A 22675-nucleotide genomic window follows, 5' to 3' on the forward strand; every position below is an offset into this window, starting at 1 on the left:
GTCCCGCGTAGGCTTGCAAGCGCTATGACGAAGCCCTCTCTCCCCGATCTGCTCCATGCCGCCGTCACCGCCGTAGGCGGCACCGAGCGCCCCGGCCAGGTGGCGATGGCCGAGGCCGTCGCCGAGGCCGTCGACGACCAGTCCCATCTGCTGGTGCAGGCCGGCACCGGCACCGGAAAGTCCCTCGGATATCTGGTGCCGGCCCTCGCGCACGGCGAGAGAGTGGTCGTCGCCACGGCCACGCTCGCCCTCCAGCGCCAGCTGGTCGAGCGCGATCTGCCGCGTACGGTCGAGGCGCTCCATCCGCAGCTGCGCCGCCGCCCCGACTTCGCCATGCTCAAGGGCCGCTCCAATTACCTCTGCCTGCACCGCCTGCACGAAGGCGTCCCGCAGGAAGAGGAGGAGGGCCTCTTCGACCCCTTCGAGGCGGCGACGCCCACCAGCAAGCTCGGCAAGGACCTGCTGCGGCTGCGCGACTGGGCGGACGAGACCGAGACCGGCGACCGCGACGCCCTGACCCCGGGTGTCTCCGACCGCGCCTGGGGCCAGGTCTCCGTCTCCTCCCGGGAGTGCCTGGGCGCCTCGAAATGCGCCTATGGCGCGGAGTGCTTCGCCGAGGCCGCCCGCGAGCGCGCCAAGCTCGCCGACGTGGTGGTCACCAACCACGCGCTGCTCGCCATCGACGCCATCGAGGGCGCGCCGATCCTTCCGCAGCACGAGGTCCTGATCATCGACGAGGCCCATGAGCTGGTCTCCCGGGTCACCGGCGTCGCCACCGGCGAGCTCTCCCCCGGCCAGGTCAACCGCGCCGTGCGCCGGTCCGCCAAGCTCGTCAACGAAAAGGCCGCCGACCAGCTCCAGACCGCCTCGGAGACCTTTGAGCGCCTGATGGAGCTGGCGCTGCCGGGCCGGTTGGAGGAGATCCCCGAGGAGCTCGGCTACTGCCTGATGGCGCTGCGCGATGCGGCCCGTACGGTCGTCGCCGCGCTCGGTTCGACCCGCGACAAATCCGTCCAGGACGAGGACGCCGTCCGCAAGCAGGCCCTGGCAGCGGTGGAGAACGTCCACGCCGTCGCCGAGCGCATCGCGAACGGATCCGAATACGACGTGGTCTGGTGCGAGCGCCATGACCGCTTCGGCGCGTCCCTGCGGGTGGCGCCGCTCTCGGTCTCCGGGCTGCTGCGCGAGAAGCTCTTCGCCGACCGCTCCGTGGTGCTCACCTCCGCCACGCTCAAGCTGGGTGGCGACTTCAACGGCGTCGGCGCCTCGCTGGGCCTCGCCCCCGAGGGCACGGAGGGCGAGGACGTCCCCTCCTGGAAGGGCCTGGACGTGGGCTCGCCCTTCGACTACGGGAAGCAGGGGATCCTCTACGTCGCCAAACACCTCGCCCAGCCCGGCCGCGAGGGCAACCGCCAGGACATGCTCGACGAGCTCGCCGAGCTGGTCGAGGCCGCGGGCGGGCGGACGCTCGGGCTCTTCTCGTCGATGCGCGGCGCCCAGGCCGCTGCCCAGGAGCTGCGGGGCCGCCTCGATGTGCCGGTCCTCCTCCAGGGCGAGGACACGCTCGGCGAGCTGATCCGGGCGTTCTCCGAGGACCCCCGTACGTGTCTGTTCGGCACGCTGTCCCTGTGGCAGGGCGTCGACGTGCCGGGGCCGAGCTGTCAGCTGGTGGTGATGGACCGGGTGCCGTTCCCGCGCCCGGACGACCCGCTGATGAGCGCCCGGCAGAAGGCCGTCGAGGAGGCCGGCGGCAATGGCTTCATGGCGGTCGCCGCGACCCATGCGGCCCTGCTGATGGCCCAGGGAGCGGGCCGGCTGGTCCGCGCCACCGGGGACCGCGGTGTGGTCGCGGTCCTGGACCCCAGGGTCGAGCGCGCCCGCTACGGCTCCTTCCTCCGCAAGTCGATGCCGGAGTTCTGGTACACCACGGACCGTAACCAGGTACGGCGCTCGCTGGCGGCCATCGATGCCGCGGCCAAGCAGGCGGACGCGTAGCCGCTCGGCGGGCCCGGGAGCGGCACCGGCTCAGCGGCACGGCAGAGCCCCGGAACCGGCGCAGTGGTTCCGGGGCTGTCCTGTGGGCGGCGGTCAGATGCGGCGCAGTACCGCCACGACCTTGCCGAGGATGGTTGCCTCGTCACCGGGGATGGGCTGGTAGGCGGCGTTGTGCGGCAGCAGCCACACATGGCCGTCCTCGCGCTTGAAGCGCTTGACGGTGGCCTCGCCGTCCAGCATCGCGGCCACGATGTCGCCGTTCTCGGCGACCGGCTGACGGCGGACGGTGACCCAGTCGCCGTCGCAGATCGCGGCCTCGATCATGGAGTCGCCGACGACCTTCAGCACGAACAGCTCGCCGTCGCCGACCAGCTGGCGGGGGAGGGGGAAGACATCCTCGACCGACTCCTCGGCGAGGATCGGACCGCCGGCGGCGATCCGGCCGACCAGCGGCACATACGATGCCGCGGGCTTGCCGGCCGTCTCGGTCGTCGCGCTGGTGGTCTGGTCCGAGCCGCGGACCTCGTACGCCCGCGGGCGGTGCGGATCGCGCCGCAGGAAGCCCTTGCGCTCCAAGGCCATCAGCTGGTGGGCGACGGACGAGGTGCTGGACAGCCCGACCGCCTGGCCGATCTCCCGCATCGACGGTGGATAGCCACGCCGCTGCACCGAATCCCGGATCACCTCGATCACCCTGCGCTGGCGGTCGGTGAGCCCCGAACTGTCGGCCCGGATCCCTGGTGGCCGGCCCGGCAGCGAGCGGGTGGGCTTCGGCTCTTCGGAGTCCAACGTGGCGTCGTCCATCGGCGCGTTGCGTGCCGATTGCGGATGCTCGAACCGGCTCTGGGAGTGGCTTTGTGCGGTGATGGTCGCGCTGTCTGCGGTGGTGGTCACGTCGGCCCCTCTCGAAATGTTCTCCCTAGTTAGCCAACGGTAGTTGCTTTCGAAAGGTTGCGCCAAACACACGTTCGAGTGAAAAATTCGCTGATTGGCTGACCCGATCAAGTAGCCAGGTGTATGGCGAAAAGGCAATTCGGGCGTTCGGTGCAGGCATTCGCGTGCGACTTCCGCCGGGCCTCCCGGTCCGCGCCGTGGCCGATTGTGTCATTGCCGCCCCTGCGCCGCGTCGCCCGGGTGGCTTCCCGTACGCTCGTCAGCGACCGCCCAGGCCCGCCGACACCGCGACACGCGGTAGGCAGCTATAAGCGCCCCGACACCACATCTAGTGCTTAGATGCGGTTCGCCGCCTACAAGTTGTGGTGCCTGGTCCTTCGTGGCCCCCGGGATCGCCTATGCTGGTGGCTGCTCCGAAGGGCCCGTGAGGACCGGTCGGTGCCATTCAGTCGTACGCCGGGTCTCGAGAGGCGTGCGCCCGCATACGAGGGTGAGGAGGGTGGAGCCATGCACTGCCCCTTCTGCAGGCACCCCGACAGCCGGGTCGTCGACAGCCGCACCACGGACGACGGCACTTCGATCCGCCGGCGCCGTCAGTGCCCCGACTGCGCCCGCCGCTTCACGACCATCGAGACCGCGTCCCTGATGGTGATCAAGCGGAGCGGGGTCACCGAGCCCTTCAGCCGCAACAAGGTCATCGCGGGTGTGCGCAAGGCGTGCCAGGGCCGCCCGGTCACCGAGGACGCCCTCGCCAAGCTCGGCCAGCGGGTCGAGGAGGCGGTGCGCGCCACCGGCAGCGCCGAGCTGTCCACCCATGACGTCGGGCTCGCCATACTGGGCCCGCTGCAGGAACTCGACCTCGTCGCGTACCTGCGCTTCGCGTCCGTCTACCGGGCCTTCGATTCGCTCGACGACTTCGAGGCGGCCATCGCCGAGCTGCGGGAGCAGCGCGAGCAGAGCCCGCCCGTGCAGGACTGCGGAGCCGACGGGGAGGCCGGCGGTCCGGCCCTCGCCGTCCCCGTGGGGCCTGCGCCCACCGCCGACTGAGCTCGGCGCACATCCAGGACCTGGCCGGGGCCAGAGCAGGCGGCCCCGGTATCGGAAAGACATACACCGTGCCACGGAATGAGTGTGCACATATGGGCGTTTGCCCGTATAGGGAGGCGGAATGACAGAGACGACGAGCGGCCCGGCACGAGGCTCCCGCGCCAAGGGCAGCAAGGCGAGCAAGGGGCTGCGCATCGAGCGCATCCACACCACCCCCGGCGTGCATCCGTACGACGAGGTGGAGTGGGCGCGCCGTGACGTCGTCATGACCAACTGGCGCGACGGCTCGGTCAACTTCGAGCAGCGCGGCGTGGAGTTCCCCGACTTCTGGTCGGTGAACGCGGTCAACATCGTCACCAGCAAGTACTTCCGCGGCGCGGTGGGCTCCCCGACCCGTGAGGCGAGCCTCAAGCAGCTCATCGACCGCGTGGTCAAGACCTACCGCAAGGCCGGCGAGGAGCACGCCTACTTCGCCTCCCCGGCGGACGCCGAGATCTTCGAGCACGAGCTGGCCTACGCCCTGCTCCACCAGGTCTTCAGCTTCAACTCCCCGGTCTGGTTCAACGTCGGCACCGCGCAGCCGCAGCAGGTCAGCGCCTGCTTCATCCTCTCCGTGGACGACTCCATGGAGTCGATCCTGGACTGGTACAAGGAAGAGGGGATGATCTTCAAGGGCGGCTCCGGCGCCGGCCTGAACCTCTCCCGCATCCGCTCCTCCAAGGAGCTCCTCTCCTCCGGCGGCAACGCCTCCGGCCCGGTCTCCTTCATGCGCGGCGCCGACGCGTCCGCCGGAACGATCAAGTCGGGCGGCGCCACCCGCCGCGCGGCCAAGATGGTCGTCCTGGACGTCGACCACCCGGACGTCGAGGCCTTCATCGAGACCAAGGTGAAGGAGGAGGAGAAGATCCGCGCGCTGCGCGACGCGGGCTTCGACATGGACCTGGGCGGCGACGACATCACGTCCGTCCAGTACCAGAACGCCAACAACTCGGTCCGCGTGAACGACGAGTTCATGAAGGCCGTCGAGACCGGTTCGAAGTTCGGCCTGCGCGGCCGGATGAACGGCGAGGTCATCGAGGAGGTCGACGCCAAGGGCCTGTTCCGCAAGATGGCGGAGGCCGCCTGGGCGTGCGCCGACCCCGGCATCCAGTACGACGACACGATCAACCACTGGCACACCTCGCCGGAGTCGGGGCGGATCACCGCCTCCAACCCGTGCAGCGAGTACATGCACCTGGACAACTCCTCGTGCAACCTCGCCTCGCTCAACCTCCTGAAGTTCCTGCGCGACGACGACCTGGGCAACCAGTCCTTCGACGCCGAGCGCTTCGCCAAGGTCGTCGAGCTGGTCATCACCGCGATGGACATCTCCATCTGCTTCGCCGACTTCCCCACCGAGAAGATCGGCGAGACCACCCGCGCCTTCCGCCAGCTGGGCATCGGCTACGCCAACCTCGGCGCCCTGCTGATGGCCACCGGCCACGCCTACGACTCCGACGGCGGCCGCGCGCTGGCCGGTGCCATCACCTCCCTGATGACCGGCACCTCCTACAAGCGCTCCGCCGAGCTGGCCGCGGTCGTCGGCCCGTACGACGGCTACGCCCGTAACGCCGACGCCCACAAGCGCGTCATGAAGCAGCACTCCGACGCCAACGGCACCGCGGTGCGCATGGACGACCTGGACACCCCGGTGTGGGCCGCGGCGACCGAGGCGTGGCAGGACGTTCTCCGTCTCGGCGAGAAGAACGGTTTCCGTAACGCGCAGGCCTCCGTGCTGGCGCCGACCGGCACCATCGGCCTGATGATGGACTGCGACACCACCGGCGTCGAGCCCGACCTGGCCCTGGTCAAGTTCAAGAAGCTGGTCGGCGGCGGCTCCATGCAGATCGTGAACAACACGGTCCCCAAGGCGCTCAAGCGGCTCGGCTACCTGCCCGAGCAGGTCGAGGCGATCGTCGCCCACATCGCCGACCACGGCAATGTCGTCGACGCCCCCGCCCTCAAGCACGAGCACTACGAGGTCTTCGACTGCGCCATGGGCGTACGGTCGATCTCGGCCATGGGCCACGTCCGCATGATGGCCGCGGCGCAGCCCTTCCTCTCCGGTGCGATCTCCAAGACGGTCAACGTCCCCGAGACGGCCACCGTCGAGGAGATCGAGGAGGTCTACTTCGAGGGCTGGAAGCTCGGCCTGAAGGCGCTCGCGATCTACCGCGACAACTGCAAGGTCGGCCAGCCCCTCTCCGCCAAGAAGAAGGAGGAGGAGAAGAAGGCCGAGCCGGTCGCCGAGAAGAAGGTCGTCGAGTACCGCCCGGTCCGCAAGCGCCTCCCGAAGGGTCGTCCCGGCATCACCACCTCCTTCACGGTCGGCGGCGCCGAGGGCTACATGACCGCCAACTCCTACCCGGACGACGGTCTCGGTGAGGTCTTCCTGAAGATGTCCAAGCAGGGCTCGACCCTCGCGGGCATGATGGACGCCTTCTCCATCGCGGTCTCGGTCGGCCTCCAGTACGGCGTGCCGCTGGAGACCTACGTCTCGAAGTTCACCAACATGCGCTTCGAGCCGGCCGGCATGACGGACGACCCGGACGTGCGGATGGCGCAGTCGATCGTCGACTACATCTTCCGCCGCCTGGCGCTGGACTTCCTGCCCTTCGAGACCCGCTCGGCGCTCGGCATCCACTCCGTCGAGGAGCGCACGCGCCACCTGGAGACCGGCTCGTACGAGCCCTCCGACGACGAGGTGGACGTCGAGGGACTGGCGCAGTCCGCACCGCTCCAGATCGAGGCCCCGAAGGCCACCCCGGCGGCCAAGGTCGTCGAGGAGACCGCGGCTCCGGCCCCGAAGCAGGCGCACACCAACGCGGAACTGGTCGAAATGCAGCTGGGCATCAACGCCGACGCCCCGCTCTGCTTCTCCTGCGGGACCAAGATGCAGCGGGCCGGCAGCTGCTACCTGTGCGAGGGCTGCGGCTCGACGAGCGGTTGCAGCTGATTCCGGGCACGGCGCGAGAAATGAATTCGCGCTGACGGAATAACGGACCAGGCGGTGGCCGGAGAATTTCCGGCCACCGCCTGAGTCTTTTTCCGCGCCGGGAGCCGCCGCACGGTGGTGCGCGCCGTTGTCCCCGGCCGCCTTGTGCTCGGCCGTCCGTGGCGCCCGTCAGGCGCCCATCAGCCGGGCGAACGCGTTGGGGTCCGCATCGAATCCGCGCAGTACGGCGCGGAACCGCCATTCGCCGGCCGCGTCCCGGGCGAATTCGGCGACGGTGGCCGCGGTGGCCTCCGCGACGTCGGCGAAGTCGTTCTCGGCCAGGTCGGTGTGGCCCTCGCGGATCAGTACCTCGGTGTTCGCCACATCGCCGAACACCTTCCGGCCCTCGCCCTGCTGGATGGCGACCCCTACGACGACGCGCGTATACGTCTCGGACAGCCGGTTCAGTTCCAGCGTCATGACCTCGTCGGCGCCGAATCCCTTACCGGTCCGGCTGTCCCGGTTGAGGATGATGGTGCCATCGGGCGACCTGCTGTCGAAGTGCACCAGATAGGCCGGTTCGCCGTGCGGTGCGTCCCCCGTGTAGGTCGCCGCGATGATGTCGAGGTCGTTGTCCGGAGTGCCGAGGGGGCTGGGGTCCCACTTGAGCGTTACCTCGACCTTCTCTATCCCCTTGTTGAGATTGCTCACCGGGCTTCCCCTTCTTCGCATGCCTGGAGCCCGTGGCTCGCCCACGTGATGGTGCGGACAACTCCCCGAGACTTCCCCTTGGTCGACCATCGTGCCACGTCGGGCCTTCCTCGACCGGTCCGAAGTGCGGCCGGACAGGCTGGGGTTGGGGCGGGCGATGGCTTGATTGCGCCGTCCGGCCCGTTAACTTGCGGCCGGCGCCCCCAGGTTGCGGAGGTGGCCGTCGAGGACGTCCTCCGCGGCGGCCGGGGTGAGATGGCCGATCAGGACATGTGTGGTCAGCCCGTCGGCCAGGGCGAGGAGGGTGCGGGCCGCGCGCTCCGGGTCGGCGGATTCGGTGGCTTCGGTGATGAGCCGGGCGAAGAGGGTCTGCAGGCCCGCGTAATTGGCGCGCAGGATTTCGGCCAGGGACGGGCTGACCGCGGCCTGGGCCACGAACGCCAGCCAGACCCGGGCCTCGGCGCGATGCTCCTCCTGGAGCAGCGAGACCTCGGTCGCGGCGTGCCCCAGGGCCGTGCGGGCCGACTGGGCCGGCGAGGCGACGATGCGGGCCGTCACCCGCGCCGAGACCCGCTCCCCGATGTGCGTGAGGGCGAAGACCAGCATCTCCTCCTTGGCGCCGAAGCACCGCTGCACGGCCCCCATGGACACCTGCGCACGGGCCGCCACATCGCGGAGCGTGACGCCTTCCAGGCCGCTTTCGTCGGCGAGCCGGCAGACGGCATCGGCGATCCGGCGACGTCGGCTCTCGTGGTCCACCTGCTTGGGCATGCCGCGCTCTCCGGTTTATGTGATGCGTGCGTATCGGTGACAAGGTTACGATGCCGTTCCGATGCAAGTGCATCGGAACGGCATCGTGGTGCCGTTCGCTCATGTGTCACGAGAGGTGAGTCGATGCGGAACCCGTTGTGGAAGATGGCGGCCGGTGCCCAGGCCGCGGCCGTACGGGACGGTGAGGTGACGGCCGTCGAGCTGGTCGACGCGCATCTGGAGCGGATCGCCGAGGTGAATCCGGCCGTCAACGCCGTGACGCAACTGCTCGCGGAGCAGGCGCGCTCCGAGGCGGCGACGGCGGACCGCCGACGGGCCGCGGGCGCCGACCTCGGGCCGCTGGCCGGGGTGCCGTTCACCGTCAAGGAGACCACCGCCATCGAGGGCGTGCCGACGACATACGGCGCGGAACGCTTCCGGGACTCCGTGGCGCGCGCCGATGCGCCCCCGGTGGCGCGGCTCCGGGCGGCCGGCGCCATCCCGATCGGGCACAGCAATATGCCGACCATGATCCTCGCCGGTGTGCACACCCGCAGCGAGCTGTTCGGCGATACGGCGAACCCCTGGACCCGCGCCGTCACGCCGGGCGGCTCCAGCGGCGGGGACGGCGCGGCCGTCGCCAGCGGGATGGCTCCGCTGGGGCTGGGCAACGACTCCGGGGGATCGGTGCGCATTCCCGCGTCCTTCTGCGGAGTCGCCGGACTGAAGCCGACCTACGGGCGGTTCGCCGCGGATCACCGCATCGGGCCGGACGACCCGGCCCTCGCCGGCCAGGTGCTGGTCGTCGACGGGCCGTTGGCGCGTACGGTCGATGATCTGCGGATCGCCTACGAGGCGCTGGCCGGGGCCGATCCGCGTGACCCGAGGGCCGTGCCGGTGCCCCTGTACGGCGCGGCGATACCGCGCCCCCTCCAGGTGGCGATGGTCGCCGATCCCGGCGGGCACGGCGTGCATCCCACGGTGCGCAAGGCCGTGGAGCGCGCCGCGGAGGCGCTGCGGGACGCCGGGTACGAGGTGCGCGAAGTGGCCGACGTGCCGCGGCTGGACGACGCCCTGGAGGTCTACGGCCGGATGACGCTCACGGAATTCGCCCCGGCCTGGCCGGTGGTGAAGACCTTCCTGGGGGAGCGCGGTCATCGCTATATCGAGATGGCGATGGCCAAGCGCGCGCCGGTGGAGCTGACGGAGTACCTGCGGCTGATCGGCGTACGGCTGGGCATCCGCCGCGACTGGGCGGCCTTCTTGGAGGCCTTTCCGCTGGTCCTGGGGCCGGTGTTCACCGAGCCGCCGATCGCCCCGGGGGAGGAGGTGCGCGACGCGGCGGCCCATGAGCGGGTGCAGACGGCGATGCGGCTGTGCACCGCGACCAGTTTCGTCGGCGTGCCCGCGGTGGCGGTGCCCACCGGGGTGGTGGACGGCCTTCCGTACGGCGTGCAGCTGATCGGGCGCTCCTACCGGGAGGACCTGTGTCTGGAGGCGGCCGCGGCGGTGGAACGGCGCCTGGGAACGCTGACGCCCATCGACCCCCGCCCGTAAGGGAGTTCGTGGTGGTCGCCGGGTGACGCGAAGCGATGCTGTGGGCGCCGCGGGCCGTACGATGGCGCGGTGCTGGTCAAGTGGATTCGCCTCACCGTCGTGGACCGTCGAGGGTTCGAGCGGGGGCAGCGGAAATGGGCGGGGCTGCTGGGTGAGCCGGGGTTCCGAGGGCAGGGCGGGGGGTGGAGCCGCAGTCGGCCGGGGGTCGCGCATCTGGTGGCCTTCTGGGAGAGCCGGGCGTTCTACGACTCCTTCATGGCCCGCTCGCACGACCGGCTGGCGGCCGCCCAGGTGGGCACCTTCAAGGATCGGCAAGCGCGGCTTTTCGAGCACGAATTCGATGTGAAGGTGGGCTTCCGGCCGGCGTTCGGCGACGCGGATGTGCTCCGGCTGGCGCACTGTCAGGTGCGCCAGGACCGGGTCGATCACTTCATGCTGATGCAGGAGAAGGTCTGGAACCCGGCGATGGCCGGCTCGCCGGGCATGCTCAGGGGGATGTTGGGGAGGGCTCCGGGGGAGGAGTTCTTGGTGGTGTCGCTGTGGCAGTCGGCGGCCGAGCGGGGGAAGTACCGGCCGGAACGGGTCGAGCGACTGGCGCTGCGGGCCCAGATAGCCGCCGATGTCCAGGCGATCGCCGGTGATGTGGTGCAGCTCGAGCCGTCGTGGACGGTGTGAGGCGCGGTCACGACGGGCCGCCGGGGGCGGTGCCTCCCGTGGAGAAGACCCCGGCTCGGGCCGCCGCCAGTGCTGCCGCGGCCGACTGGTCGGCGAGCGCCTCGTCGACCGGCTCGCGGGTGATGAACAGCCGGAGGAAGAGCGGCGCGGTGACGGCCCGGACCAGCGCCCCGGAGTCCATCGTGGCCGCCGGGGCGGCCGCTTGTGATCCGGTGTCCGCCGGGGGCGGCAACTCCCCGCGCGCGATGGCGCGTTCGACCACCGTTCCGCAGCGCCGGAACCGCTCGGTGTAGTAGGCGCGCAGGGCTTCCGCGGCCCGTTGCGACTGGAATCCGGCCGCGATCAACGCGGAGCCGGAGGCGGCCACCGCCGGGTCGGTGAAGGACTCGACGACCTCACGGGCGAGGGCGCGCAGATCGCCCTCCAGCGAACCGGTGTCCGGCGGCGCCCAGCTGTCCTCGCCGGCCAGATCCAGGGCGTCCGCCACCAGCCCCTCGACGTCTCCCCAGCGGCGGTAGAGCGTCGTCTTGTGCACCCCGGAGTGCTCGGCGACGTATTCGACGGTCAGGCCGGGGTAGCCGTGCTCGGTCAGCCCGGCCAGTACGGCGTCGCGGACGGCGGCCCGGGTGCGGGCGGTGCGGCCGCCGGGGCGCTGGGTACCGGGGCGGCGGGCGCCCTTCGTCTCGTCGTCGCTCTCGTCAGCCAACTGCAACTCCAGTTGCATTAGTGCGGTCGCGTGCCATCATCATCGTAATGCAACGATAGTTGCGTTTGATTCGGAGGTCGGTGTGCCCACCCAGCTCTCGTTACGCGATGTCACCAAGACCTACGCCGACCGACTGCTGCTCGACGCGGTCTCCCTGTCGATACGGCCCGGTGAACGCATCGGGATCGTGGGGGAGAACGGCGCCGGAAAGTCGACCCTGCTCCGCATCGTCGGTCCTCGCCGCCTGCTGACCGCCCGGCCCGCCTCCCCTCAGTGCGGGATCGAGCGAGGCGGGCGCTGCCGCGGAAGCCGCTCGCGGAAGTCCTCGATCCGGCCGGCGATCTGCCGCATCAGATGGGTGTCCTCGATCCGGTCCAGATAGAGCGAGCGGCGCACCAGCCCCGCCAGCTCGAACGTGAAGTACACCGACATCAGGGGGTTGATGAACAGTTCGCTGCCGTGGGTCCGCTCCGTGAAGTGGACATCGCCGAATTCCCCGCGTACGGCGGCGGCGATGGAGCCGTTGACGATGCTGGGCCGCATCGGCGTCGCCGCCTGGGCGTGCGCCACGGCATCCAGGAAGAGCTCACCCTCCCGGCTGGTGCGCGGGACGGAGAAGCAGCCGAGGGCGGCGCCGTCCGCCTCCAGCGCGGCCATGTTCTCCAGGACGTGTGCATGCCGTACGCCGTGGTGGGCGTCCACCCCGAAGCCGATCGACGCGACGAGCCGGATGGCCACGTCGAGACCGGACACCGCGGCCAGAGAGGCCATGTCCTCCTCCGGCGTGCCCAGCCCCGACTCGTCGCCGCGCAGCAGGATGTCCGTCCCCCCGTCCACCAGCACCACGGCGTCCACCCCGCCGAGGTGCGCGATCAGCGCCCGGTAGGCCGCCCGCAGCGGCTGCACCCCGGTCGGCGGGAAGGCATACACCGTCGAGGGCAGCCCCTGCCCGTCCAGCCAGCGGGCCAGGGCGAGCTCCGGAGCGTAGGGATCGCGTACGACGGTCCCGGGCGTGATCGCGGCGACGTCCATGTCCACCCAGGCATCCAGATCCACCCCATGGAGATGGCTGAAGGAGAGATTCGCGAGATGGACGTCCTTGCCCTGCTCCCACAGGGACAGCGCGAGCGGCAGCCCGGCGTAGATGTCGAAGCCGCCGCCCGCCCCGGCGATGAGCACCCGCCGGGCAGGCTGCAGACGTGCGAAGAAAGGAGGGACATGGAGTGCAGGCACGGCCGCGACCGTAGCAGCGTGCGACATGTACAGGGCAGGCGTTTTAGGCTGGCCGCATGGCCCGGCCCCGACGCATCGTCCTCATCCGCCACGGAGAGTCGGAGGGGAACGTCGACGACACCGTGTACGAGCGGGAGCCCGACCACGCGCTGCACCTCACCAAGGCGGGCCGGCGGCAGGCCGAGGAGGCGGGCGGCCCGCTGCGCGAGATGTTCGGCGGCGAACGGATCTCCGCGTATGTCTCGCCCTACCGCCGCACCCATCAGACCTTCCAGGAGCTGGGCCTGGATCCGGCCAAGGTCCGGGTCCGGGAGGAGCCGCGGCTGCGCGAACAGGACTGGGGCAACTGGCAGGACCGGGACGACGTACGCCGCCAGAAGGCCTACCGCGACGCCTACGGACACTTCTTCTACCGCTTCGCCCAGGGCGAGTCCGGCGCGGACGTCTACGACCGGGTCGGGGCGTTCCTGGAGAGCCTGTGGCGCAGCTTCGAGGATCCCCACCACCCGCCGAACGTCCTGATCGTCACGCACGGCCTCACGATGCGGCTGTTCTGCATGCGCTGGTTCCACTGGACGGTGGCGGACTTCGAGTCGCTGTCCAATCCGGGCAACGCGGAGTGGCGCGCCCTGCTCCTCGGCCCGGACGGACGCTACTCGCTCGATCGGCCGTTTGAGCGCTGGTGCAAACCCGAGCCTTATGGCGCCACCGGTTAGAGTGCACACCGATGACCGCCGACCACCGTGACGCAGACCGCTGGGCGCGGGCGCTGGCCAGCCTGCGCGGGCTGGCCGTGGGCGATGCCCTCGGATCCCAGTTCTTCGTCCCCGCCCATTACCCCGCACTCAAGCGCCGGGAGCTGCCCCCTTCTCCCTGGCAGTGGACCGACGACACGGAGATGGCCTGCTCGGTCCTGGCCGTGCTGACCAGCCACTTCCGCATCGACCAGGACGCGCTCGCCCGGTCCTTCGCCGACCACCACGACTTCGACCGCGGCTACGGCCCGGCCGTCAACCGCCTCCTGCGGCTGATCCGTGAGGGCGGCGACTGGCGCGAACTGTCCTCCGCGCTCTTCAACGGCCAGGGTTCCTGGGGCAACGGCGCCGCCATGCGCATCGCCCCCCTCGGCGCCTGGTACGCCGACGACCCCGAGCAGGCCACCCACCAGGCGGAGATCTCCGCCTACACCACGCACCAGCACCGCGAGGCCGTGGTCGGCGCCATGGCCGTGGCCGCCGCGGCCGCCCTGGTGGCCGACCCGTCGCGCGCCCTCCGCCCCGAGGACCTGCTCGACGGCGTCCTGGCGCTGATCCCGCGCAGCGCCGTACAGGCCGGACTGCGCCGGGCCCGGGACATGCTCGACTACGCCGATTCCGGCACCGTCGCCGCCGTCCTCGGCTGCGGCCGGCGCACCAGCGCCCATGACACCGTCCCCTTCACCCTCTGGGCCGCGGCCCGCCACCTCGGCGACTACGAGCGGGCCTTTTGGGCCACCGCCCAGGCGGGCGGTGACGTGGACACCACCTGCGCCATCGTCGGCGGCATCGTCGCGGCGAGCCCCGCCGGCACCCCGCCCCGGGCCTGGCTGGACCGCACCGAACCCCTCCCCGCCTGGACGCCCGCGCTCGCCGACTGACCGCGGCCCGCCCGGCGCACCCCCAACAGGCGGCGCCGGAAGGCGGGTTCACCTCCCTGCGGTCCCGGCTGCTCGGCTCGCCGCCGGAGTGCGAAGAGCCCGTTCCGTACCCGGCCGGCGACGGATCGGTGTCCGATGCGGATCCGATGCGGACGGCTGGGCCGAATAGGCGTAACCTGGCTGGCGCCATGCCGTACGAGCCCCCCACCCATACCGTCGAGCGATCACTACGCGCCACGACGGGCGCCAAGATCGTTGCAGGTGTCGACGAGGTCGGGCGCGGAGCCTGGGCCGGCCCGGTCAGCGTCTGCGCAGCCGTCACCGGTCTGCGCCGGCCGCCCGCCGGACTCACCGATTCCAAGCTGCTGACCCCCAAGCGCCGCACCGAACTCTGCGGTGTACTCGGCGACTGGGTCACGGCCTACGCCCTGGGGCACTCGTCGCCGGAAGAGATCGACGAGCTGGGCATGACCGCGGCGCTGCGGCTCGCGGCCGTCCGCGCCCTGGAGGCGTTGCCGGTCCGTCCGGACGCGGTCATCCTCGACGGCAAGCACGACTATCTGGGCGCGCCGTGGCGGGTCCGCACGGTCATCAAGGGGGACCAGTCCTGTGTCGCGGTCGCTGCCGCGTCCGTGATCGCAAAGGTGCGACGCGACGCGATGATGGCCGAACTTGGCCTGGAATACGCCGACTTCGACTTCGCGGCCAACGCCGGCTACCCCTCCCCGACCCATCGCATCGCCCTGGAGGAGTACGGTCCTACGCCGCACCACCGAGTGTCGTGGTCCTACATGGACGCCCTGCCCCGGTGGCGGCATCTGAAGAAGGTGCGCATCACCCCCGAAGCAGCCGCTCTGGAGGCCGGTGGCCAACTCGGCTTCGACTTCTGAGCGGTGCGGGCGTCAAATCGGTACCCGATGACGTGTCCCGCACGTACGTTTGATAGACATCCCTTTATGCCTCTCATCCCCGAGGAGCCTCAGATTCACGAGAGTGTCCCGGGTCCCCGCGCAACTCCGGCCGCCGGCCGCACCGCGCCGACCCCCCGTCCCGTCCCTGGTCCCGGCCCGCGCCCCGCGCCTCCGCGTGGCGCTCCCGCGTCCAGTGCCCGTCCGGGCAAGCCCGGACCCGCTGCCCCGCCGCGTGGGCCTGTCGCCGCTCCGCCGGCGCAGCGCACCGGCTCCCCGCAGCCCCCAGCCGCCACCCCCGGCACCGCCGCAGGAGCACAGCTCCAGCTGATCCCGGCACCCGTCGCCGGCGCCATCGACGCCGCCGACGAAGCCGTCGATCTGCTGCTGGACTCCGGTCGCGCGCCGGCCGAGATCCTGGTGCTCACCACGGGCGAGAACCACCCGTGGGCCGCCCATGAGCTGTCCTTCGGCGAGTCGTCCTACTGGGCCCAACAGGACGCCGCGGACGATGTGTTCTACGCGGACGCCGCCGCCGAGCGCATCACCGGGCGCCCCGTCGTGGTCGTCGCCGTCAACGGTGGCACGGACGAGGTCACCGCCCGGGCGCTGCCTTCGGCGATGGCCCGTGCCGGAGTCCTGCTGATCGTCTGCGGTGACCCGCAGCAGATCAACGGCATTCTCGGCGCGAACGCCTAGCAGACCGCGCTCGAAGCAGCCCGTCGGCCATCTGGTCGGTCGGGCTTGCTTGCGTTCCCGGAGTCCCGCGCTCCCGGAGCCCCACGCTTCCGGAGCCGGTGGCCCGGGGTCAGCGGGCCGCGGTGTGCCGCTGCGGCTCCCGCGCCCCGCCCCCGAAACGCCGGGGCGTTGCCGATGTGCCGCGCCGCGAGGGCGGCTCGGCGCCTGCCGAGGACTCCGCAGGGGGCGTACGCGGCGAGGGCATGTGCGCAAGCCCGGCGCCCGATGCGGCCATCCGCGCCGACAGCGCGCGCGGCGCCCGGGCCGGGGACGGCTCCGTAGGGCGGGGCGCCGGGTCGGCCCGCCGGGCCGGTCTGGGCGGCCGGCCGCCGCGATCCTCCCCGAGCACCTGCCAGCGGTCCGGGGTCAGCGTGATGTACGCCCCGCACCGCAGCCCGTGCAGCGTGCAGGCGTCCCTCAGCCCCCACATCCACGCCCCGTCCGCCTCCGTCCAACGGGGCTCGCCGTCACGGCAGTAGAGCAGCACGGCCGTCCTGACCGGGGTGCGCAGCCGCAGATCGTGCGGGATCACCCGGCGCAGATGGGCCAGCAGCACATTGCGGAACGCCCACCCGTCGGGCAGGGCAGCGGGCTCCGTGAACGAGGCGCTGGCAGCCACCCGCTCCAGCGGATCGAGGACCGCCACGATGGCCGTCGAGGGCCCCGGCCGATGACGGTCGTGCAGGCCGGTGACGATCTCACGGGGGTTGCGCAGCAGGGGAATACCGGCCGAGGCCCACTCGGAGGGCTCCAGCATCCGGCCCAGCCGGGCGGCGGAATCGGCGGACGCGGGCCGGGACGCATTCGTGGGCGGGGCGAAACCGAAGGTCACGGGTCCTCCCTTCGTCTACGCGTCCACGCAGCGGGCGTCGGCCGGGCGGGAGCGCACGACGGCATGGCCCTGCCTGACCGCGGACGGCCGGTACGGGGAAGCGGCTCCAATTCTTCCTGTCGTACACGCATGCGGCAACGAGCAATTCCTCGCCTGATCCGGAATCGCCCGGTGCGCCGTCAATATTCCTGCCCCCCGCACCGGCCCGTGATGCCCGGCTGCACTCTTCCCCCTCTCCCGATACCGCTGTCCCTGTACGGCGAGGACCAGCGGAAACACCCCTGCGGCCGCCGCCCCGCGCAGCTGTCGGGCGGCCACCGCCGGCGAACCGTGCGGGGCGCGCGGCCGCTGGGCGCCGTTGCTGCGCGGAAACCGGCCGTCCGATCCGTCGTCCGCGGAAACCGGCCGTCCGATCCGTCGTCCACCGATGTCACCGTCCCCAGGAACGGCGTCCTGCCCACCGTGCGCCGGGCTGCGCTTCAGCGGGCGCTGCCGAGGTTGCGGTCGGCGTCGGAGCCCTTGAGCATCAGGGTGGTCTCCTCGATGCGTCGGAAGCGGCCGTCGGGGGCGAGGTCGGCGAAGACGTAGACCTCCATGCTGACGGTCGAGCCGTCCTTCTTCGTGAGGTGGCAGGTGTGCCGGTCGGCGTACTTGTTGCCGTCGTACAGCTCTTCGTGCACGTCGACTTCGCCGCCGGCGACGAGCGTGCGCAGGTGGGCGATGTGGTCGAGGAACTGGGTTCGGTCGGCCCACTCGCCGTCCGTGCGCTGGCGGTAGTCGGGGGTGAAGTGGCGGTCGGCGGCCTCGTCCAGGGTGATCTCGTCGTTGAGGAGCAGGTCGGTGAGTGCGGCCTCGATGTCGGTGCGGGTCATAAGAGTTCCTTTACGAGAAGACTTCGGGTGAGAAGGGATGCGTGGCGGTGCCTGGCGGCCCGGGAACCTCAGGCCGTCGTGGCGAAGGTGTCGTCGAGCCAGTCGTAGATGCGGGCAAGGGAGAGGCGCATGGCTCCGGGGTGGCAGTGGGCGCCGGCGCCTTCTTCGGCGGTGAACACCATGAGGGTCTTGGGGCAGGTGAGGTGGTCGTGGAGCTGCTCGGGCTGGCCCTTGAAGAATTCGTCCGCGACGGCGTCGCAGACGAGGGTGGGGCACTGGATCCGTTCGGCGATGCCGTTGTCGAGGGTGTAGTCGAGGTAGGAGGCGCTGAAGGCGCGGGGGGTGTCGACGCCCATGACGTACATGCCATGGTTGATCGCCCAGCGTGCCGTCGCGTCCTCGGCCATGATCTGCTCGAATGCGGCGTCGAGTTCGGGGGCGGACTCCGCACGCAGGAGCTGTTCGGCCGCCTTGCGGTCGCCAGGGATGTTGCGGACGGATATCTGGCCGAGGTCGAAGACGCCGTCGACGGCGATCACCGCGGCGAGCCGGTGCTCGAAGGCCGCGGCCCGCGGCGCGAGGATGCCGCCCATGCTGGAACCGAGCAGCGCGATACGGCCGTTGTCCACCTCGGGGAGGGTTTCCGCGAAATCCACCACGGGAGTGATGACGTTCTCCCAGTCGGGGCGGAAGACCAGGCCCTCGCGGTGCCGCGGCCCGGGCTGTCCGGGGCCGTCGAAGACCAGCACGGTGTAGCCGCGCTCCACGGCCGCGAGCGCGCCGCTGAAGTGTAGTTCCTCGGCGGTGCCGTCGAAGCCGGAGTGCATGATCAGGGTCGGCCGGGGCGTGCCGGAGCCGTCGGCGCGGTAGAGGTAGCCGGGCAGGGTGGTGTCCTCGTACGGGATGCGCACCGGCTCGATACGCGGGCTGCTGTAGAGGGCGGCGGCGGCCCGGAAGCAGGCGACGCTGCGGTCGTAGGCGTGGTCGTGACGGGGATCGCACGGGTTGCCGTGCAGGAAGAACTCCGCCGATCGGTAGTAGTTCGAGGCCCGCAGAAACCCGTCCCGGGCGCTGACCTCGTGCCCGGCCTCCAGGGCCTTCTCGGCCTCTGCTGACACCCGGTCGGCGGTGGCGAGCCACTCGGTGTGCCAGCTGTCGTAGTCGCCCTCGATGATGCGCTCGCCGGTGGAGACGACCTCGCCGAAGTCGGCGCCGCCGTAGGCGATGTGGCTCATCGAGCGCAGGGTCTCGTACCAGAACTGGGTGTTGTTCGGGAACAGCAGCTGCTTCATGGCACTCTCCTGAGGACCGTAAGCACAGATTTGTGCTTGCAGTTGAACCGTAGACCCTCCGGGCTCGCGAAGCAAATATCTGTGCTTATGATGGGTCGTGAGCCAAGAACAGCCGTCTCCACGCATCCGCAAGAGCCCCGAGCAGGTCCGCTCGGCCGTCCACCAGGCCGTGATCGACCTGCTGTCCGACCCGGAAGGCGCCGACCTCACCATTCCCGCGATCGCGCAACGCGCGGGCGTGAACCACACCAGCATTTACCGGCGTTGGGGCGGCCGGGAGGCGCTGTTGGCCGACGTGGTCACCACCCGCCTCGAACGCGACTGGCCACTGAAGGACACCGGCAGCCTGCGCGGCGACCTCATCGCCTGGGCCGAGGCCGGCGTGGCGAGCATCCGCACACCCGAAGGCCGGCTCCTCGTACGCGCCGTCGCCCTGTCCATGCCCGGCAGCCCCACGGCGCAGGCGGAACGCGCACAGCACTTCCAGCGCCGGATCGCCGCCATCGAGCGCATCCGTGAGCGGGCCGTCGCCCGCGGCGAGAGCCCCCCGCCTCTGGAGCAGATCCTCGATCAGCTCATCGCACCGCTGTATCTGAGGGCGATCTTCGGCATCGACCCGCCGGCCTCCGGCTATCCGCACCTGCTCGTGGACAGACTGCTCGGCTGATGCGGCCGCGCCGCGCGGCGCAACGGGGGTGAGCCGGACACGGCTCGAGTGCCGTGAACGTGCGCCTCCGCTCACGGGCGGGCTTTCGGGGCGCCACCGCCGGTCCCGGGGGTGGGATCCCCCCCGGGCCGCCCGACCGGTCGTCCATCCGGAGGGGCGCGAGCGCGGAGGAAACAGCGTTTCGGGGCTGTCGAGCTGGGAGGACATTCCCATTCCAGCCGGAACTGGAGCGCTGACCTGCACAAACGCGTCGACCGAGGACGGTGTGGCCGAGCGCTCGGCCTTGGTCGTCTTCGCTGGACGCGCGGCTGCTGGGCCGTTCGTGAGCCGGTGATCACGTCGGGTGAGGTGGCGGATTGGTCGATTGTCAGTGCCATCGGGTTGCATGGGGGGATGGACAACCTGGAGCTCCGCGCCGAAGCCGATGCCATCCTCTCCGAGCTCGTCGGTGCCCCTGGAGGTTCGGCGCGATTGCGGGAGGACCAGTGGCAGGCGGTGGCGGCTCTGGTGCAGGAGCGCCGGCGGGCACTGGTGGTGCAGCGCACCGGCTGGGGCAAGTCGGCGGTGTACTTCGTGGCCACCGCGCTGCTGCGCCGGCGTGGCTCCGGCCCGACGGTGATCATCTCGCCGCTGCTGGCGCTGATGCGGAACCAGGTCGAGTCGGCGGCGCGGGCCGGGATCCAGGCGCGCACGATCAACTCGGCGAACCCGGAGGAGTGGGACACCATCTACGGGGAGGTCGAGCGCGGCGAGACTGACGTGCTCCTCGTCAGCCCGGAACGCCTCAATTCCGTTGATTTTCGGGACCAGGTGCTGCCCAAGCTCGCGGCCACGACCGGTCTGCTCGTGGTCGATGAGGCGCACTGCATTTCCGACTGGGGGCACGACTTCCGCCCCGACTACCGCCGACTGCGCACGATGCTGGCGGAGCTGCCGGAGGGCGTGCCGGTACTGGCCACGACAGCGACCGCGAACGCGCGGGTGACCGCGGACGTGGCCGAGCAACTGGGCACAGGCGGGGGAGACGCTCTGGTGCTCCGGGGGCCGCTGGACCGGGAGAGCCTGCGGTTGGGCGTGCTGGAGCTGCCGGATGCGGCGCACCGCATGGCGTGGCTGGGAGACCGCCTGGGAGATCTGCCGGGTTCGGGAATCATCTACACGCTGACAGTGGCAGCAGCGGAAGAGGTCGCGGCGTTCCTGCGGCAGCGCGGGTATCCGGTGGCTTCCTACACGGGGAAGACGGAGAACGCCGACCGGTTGCAGGCGGAGGAGGATCTGCTGGCGAACCGGGTGAAGGCGCTGGTCGCCACTTCCGCGCTCGGGATGGGCTTCGACAAGCCGGACCTGGGATTCGTGGTGCACCTGGGGTCGCCCTCGTCCCCGATTGCCTACTACCAGCAGGTGGGGCGAGCGGGGCGAGGCGTGGACCATGCGGATGTACTGCTGCTGCCGGGGAGGGAGGACGAGGCGATCTGGGCGTACTTCGCTTCGGTGGGCTTCCCGCCCGAGGACCAGGTCCGGCGCACCCTGGCGGTACTGGAGGAGGCGGGCCGTCCGGTGTCGCTGCCGGCGCTGGAGCCTCTGGTGGATCTTCGGCGCTCGCGTCTGGAGACGATGCTGAAGGTCCTGGACGTGGACGGTGCGGTCAAGCGCGTGAAGGGAGGCTGGACCTCCACGGGGCAGCCCTGGGCGTACGACGCGGAGCGATACGCGTGGGTGGCCCGACAGCGGGCGGCGGAGCAGCAGGCCATGCGGGACTATGTGGCGACGACGGGGTGCCGGATGGAGTTCCTGCAGCGACAACTGGACGACGAGAAGGCGGTCCCGTGCGGCCGCTGCGACACCTGCGCCGGACCCTGGCTCGATCCCGCCGTCTCTCCCGCAGCCCTCGCGGCGGCGACCGGCGCACTGGGCCGTCCGGGGGCCGAGGTCGAGCCCCGCAAGATGTGGCCGACGGGACTCGCCGCGGTCGGCATGGACCTGAAGGGACGCATCCCCGCGGGCCAGCTGGCGGCCACCGGGCGCGCGTTGGGCAGGCTGTCGGACATCGGCTGGGGCAACCGCCTGCGTCCGCTCCTGTCGGCGCAGGCGGCGGATGGGCCGGTCCCGGACGATGTGCTGGCCGCCGTCGTGACGGTGCTGGCCGACTGGGCCCGCTCGCCGGGCGGCTGGGCCGGCGACGCTGCTGACGCGGTGGCGCGGCCGGTGGGGATCGTCGCCATGCCGTCCCGTACCCGCCCGCAGCTGGTCGCCTCACTGGCTGGGGGCGTAGCCCGGGTCGGCAGGCTCCCGCTGCTGGGCAGCCTGGCCTACACCCCGCAGGCCGACGGACATGCGGCGCACCGCAGCAACTCCGCCCAGCGGCTGCGCGCCCTGGCCGACTCGTTCACCGTGCCCGACGAACTTGCCGCCGCTTTGGCTGCCACTCCCGGCCCGGTGCTGCTCGTCGATGACTACACCGACTCCGGCTGGACCCTGGCGGTAGGTGCCCGCCTTCTGCGCCAGGCCGGTGCCGACCAGGTACTCCCGCTCGTCCTCGCCCTGGCCGGTTAGGCGAACTCTGTCGGCCTCGGTACAAACCCACCTGCGGTGCGCGGTGACGCCTGCCCGTTGAGGACGATTCCGGCCCGGGTGGGGTCGGCGCAGCGGTCATGGGTTCCTGTCCGTGTGGTTCAGCGGAGACGCTCGGCGCGTTGTGCACGCTCAGCCCCGGCCGAGTCGGCGACATCGCCCGAGCCGCACTCGTCCTCAATGGGCAATGGAAGTGATCTTCATTGAGGAAGCCCATCGGCCATCGGTTCGCGGCCGAGCACTCGCACCAAAGGCCGACGCCGCTCACCAACCCGCCCCCGCGCAGCCCGCCCGGACCGCACACCAGGACTGACCCACGCAACACCAGGGAAGCGGGCGCGCCACGCGCCCGCTTCCCGTGAACGACTTGCATACGCCTGGTGTTCTCCGCATACGCCTGGTGTTCTCCGCAAGGGCGTCCGCGAACCGGCTTCCTCAACCAGCCGCCGCCGGGCCGCTCAACGTGCCACCTGCTGGCGGGATGCCTCCAGCACGTCAGCAGACCGCTGCACGACTTCGCGTGCCGTCACGCCGTACCGCAGGAACCTTGGCCGGAGGCCGGCCGGTCGGGGCCGGGCCCGCCGAGAAGTGGCCCGGTAGGCGAGGGAGAGTACGTC

19 protein-coding genes and 1 pseudogene are annotated in these 22675 nt (G+C 71.0%); 12 read left to right on the forward strand and 8 right to left on the reverse strand.

Annotated elements, in window-relative coordinates:
- Positions 1 to 24: 24 nt before the first annotated feature.
- A complete protein-coding gene (locus ACIGWZ_RS36345; protein ID WP_400071783.1) occupies positions 25 to 1995 on the forward strand; it encodes an ATP-dependent DNA helicase in 1971 nt (656 codons plus the stop codon).
- A 93-nt stretch (positions 1996 to 2088) separates the two neighbouring features.
- Here the strand turns inward: ACIGWZ_RS36345 and lexA are convergent, their stop codons facing one another.
- Positions 2089 to 2889, reverse strand: coding sequence for a transcriptional repressor LexA (gene lexA, locus ACIGWZ_RS36350; RefSeq protein ID WP_400071784.1), 801 nt, complete (start codon positions 2887 to 2889; stop codon positions 2089 to 2091).
- Positions 2890 to 3396: 507 nt separating this feature from the next.
- Here lexA and nrdR point away from each other — a divergent pair.
- Positions 3397 to 3936, forward strand: a complete 540-nt coding sequence (gene nrdR / locus ACIGWZ_RS36355; protein ID WP_400071786.1) for a transcriptional regulator NrdR — start codon at positions 3397 to 3399, stop codon at positions 3934 to 3936.
- A 121-nt stretch (positions 3937 to 4057) separates the two neighbouring features.
- Positions 4058 to 6931, forward strand: coding sequence for a vitamin B12-dependent ribonucleotide reductase (locus ACIGWZ_RS36360; protein ID WP_400071788.1), 2874 nt, complete (start codon positions 4058 to 4060; stop codon positions 6929 to 6931).
- A 168-nt stretch (positions 6932 to 7099) separates the two neighbouring features.
- Here the strand turns inward: ACIGWZ_RS36360 and ACIGWZ_RS36365 are convergent, their stop codons facing one another.
- Together ACIGWZ_RS36365 and ACIGWZ_RS36370 are read right to left on the reverse strand one after the other, a co-directional pair.
- Complete coding sequence (locus ACIGWZ_RS36365) at positions 7100 to 7621, reverse strand: TerD family protein (protein WP_400071790.1); 522 nt, start codon at positions 7619 to 7621, stop codon at positions 7100 to 7102.
- A 183-nt stretch (positions 7622 to 7804) separates the two neighbouring features.
- On the reverse strand, positions 7805 to 8392 hold the full coding sequence (locus tag ACIGWZ_RS36370; RefSeq protein ID WP_400071792.1) for a TetR/AcrR family transcriptional regulator: 588 nt from the start codon (positions 8390 to 8392) through the stop codon (positions 7805 to 7807).
- A 123-nt stretch (positions 8393 to 8515) separates the two neighbouring features.
- On the opposite strand from ACIGWZ_RS36370, the gene ACIGWZ_RS36375 reads away from it, so the two are divergent.
- Together ACIGWZ_RS36375 and ACIGWZ_RS36380 are read left to right on the forward strand one after the other, a co-directional pair.
- The gene (locus ACIGWZ_RS36375) at positions 8516 to 9928 is read left to right on the forward strand and encodes an amidase (RefSeq protein WP_400071794.1); all 1413 of its coding nucleotides are present in this window, start codon (positions 8516 to 8518) and stop codon (positions 9926 to 9928) included.
- A gap of 69 nt (positions 9929 to 9997) precedes the next feature.
- Entirely contained in the window at positions 9998 to 10603 is a 606-nt protein-coding gene (locus tag ACIGWZ_RS36380; RefSeq protein WP_400071796.1) for a YdbC family protein, read from the forward strand.
- Between the two features lie 7 nt (positions 10604 to 10610).
- Here ACIGWZ_RS36380 and ACIGWZ_RS36385 read toward each other — a convergent pair whose 3' ends face one another.
- Complete coding sequence (locus ACIGWZ_RS36385) at positions 10611 to 11327, reverse strand: TetR/AcrR family transcriptional regulator C-terminal ligand-binding domain-containing protein (RefSeq protein WP_400071797.1); 717 nt, start codon at positions 11325 to 11327, stop codon at positions 10611 to 10613.
- A 106-nt stretch (positions 11328 to 11433) separates the two neighbouring features.
- On the opposite strand from ACIGWZ_RS36385, the pseudogene ACIGWZ_RS36390 reads away from it, so the two are divergent.
- Positions 11434 to 11541: pseudogene (locus ACIGWZ_RS36390) on the forward strand (ATP-binding cassette domain-containing protein); the annotation flags it as partial.
- Positions 11542 to 11579: 38 nt separating this feature from the next.
- Here ACIGWZ_RS36390 and ACIGWZ_RS36395 read toward each other — a convergent pair.
- Positions 11580 to 12569, reverse strand: coding sequence for a DUF1152 domain-containing protein (locus tag ACIGWZ_RS36395; protein WP_400071799.1), 990 nt, complete (start codon positions 12567 to 12569; stop codon positions 11580 to 11582).
- A 29-nt stretch (positions 12570 to 12598) separates the two neighbouring features.
- On the opposite strand from ACIGWZ_RS36395, the gene ACIGWZ_RS36400 reads away from it, so the two are divergent.
- The 4 genes from ACIGWZ_RS36400 to ACIGWZ_RS36415 all read left to right on the forward strand — a co-directional run bounded on the left by ACIGWZ_RS36400 (position 12599) and on the right by ACIGWZ_RS36415 (position 15785).
- Positions 12599 to 13258, forward strand: a complete 660-nt coding sequence (locus tag ACIGWZ_RS36400; protein WP_400071801.1) for a histidine phosphatase family protein — start codon at positions 12599 to 12601, stop codon at positions 13256 to 13258.
- 11 nt (positions 13259 to 13269) lie between these two features.
- Positions 13270 to 14178, forward strand: coding sequence for an ADP-ribosylglycohydrolase family protein (locus ACIGWZ_RS36405; protein ID WP_400071803.1), 909 nt, complete (start codon positions 13270 to 13272; stop codon positions 14176 to 14178).
- A gap of 188 nt (positions 14179 to 14366) precedes the next feature.
- Entirely contained in the window at positions 14367 to 15068 is a 702-nt protein-coding gene (locus tag ACIGWZ_RS36410) for a ribonuclease HII (RefSeq protein WP_400071805.1), read from the forward strand.
- Between the two features lie 66 nt (positions 15069 to 15134).
- Positions 15135 to 15785, forward strand: coding sequence for a hypothetical protein (locus ACIGWZ_RS36415; RefSeq protein WP_400071807.1), 651 nt, complete (start codon positions 15135 to 15137; stop codon positions 15783 to 15785).
- 109 nt (positions 15786 to 15894) lie between these two features.
- On the opposite strand, the gene ACIGWZ_RS36420 is transcribed toward ACIGWZ_RS36415, so the two are convergent.
- From ACIGWZ_RS36420 to ACIGWZ_RS36430, 3 genes are all read right to left on the reverse strand, one after another.
- The gene (locus tag ACIGWZ_RS36420) at positions 15895 to 16656 is read right to left on the reverse strand and encodes a hypothetical protein (RefSeq protein WP_400071809.1); all 762 of its coding nucleotides are present in this window, start codon (positions 16654 to 16656) and stop codon (positions 15895 to 15897) included.
- Positions 16657 to 17135: 479 nt separating this feature from the next.
- Complete coding sequence (locus ACIGWZ_RS36425; protein WP_400071811.1) at positions 17136 to 17528, reverse strand: nuclear transport factor 2 family protein; 393 nt, start codon at positions 17526 to 17528, stop codon at positions 17136 to 17138.
- Between the two features lie 68 nt (positions 17529 to 17596).
- Positions 17597 to 18820, reverse strand: a complete 1224-nt coding sequence (locus ACIGWZ_RS36430) for an alpha/beta hydrolase family protein (protein WP_400071813.1) — start codon at positions 18818 to 18820, stop codon at positions 17597 to 17599.
- Positions 18821 to 18917: 97 nt separating this feature from the next.
- Between ACIGWZ_RS36430 and ACIGWZ_RS36435 the strand changes: the two genes are divergently transcribed.
- Together ACIGWZ_RS36435 and ACIGWZ_RS36440 are read left to right on the forward strand one after the other, a co-directional pair.
- Positions 18918 to 19487 (forward strand): TetR/AcrR family transcriptional regulator, encoded by a 570-nt coding sequence (locus tag ACIGWZ_RS36435; protein WP_400071815.1) that lies wholly within the window; start codon positions 18918 to 18920, stop codon positions 19485 to 19487.
- Between the two features lie 393 nt (positions 19488 to 19880).
- On the forward strand, positions 19881 to 22040 hold the full coding sequence (locus ACIGWZ_RS36440; RefSeq protein ID WP_400071817.1) for a RecQ family ATP-dependent DNA helicase: 2160 nt from the start codon (positions 19881 to 19883) through the stop codon (positions 22038 to 22040).
- Positions 22041 to 22675 lie beyond the last annotated feature (635 nt).

Source organism: Streptomyces sp. NPDC053427, from assembly GCF_044544985.1.
Taxonomy (GTDB): domain Bacteria; phylum Actinomycetota; class Actinomycetes; order Streptomycetales; family Streptomycetaceae; genus Streptomyces.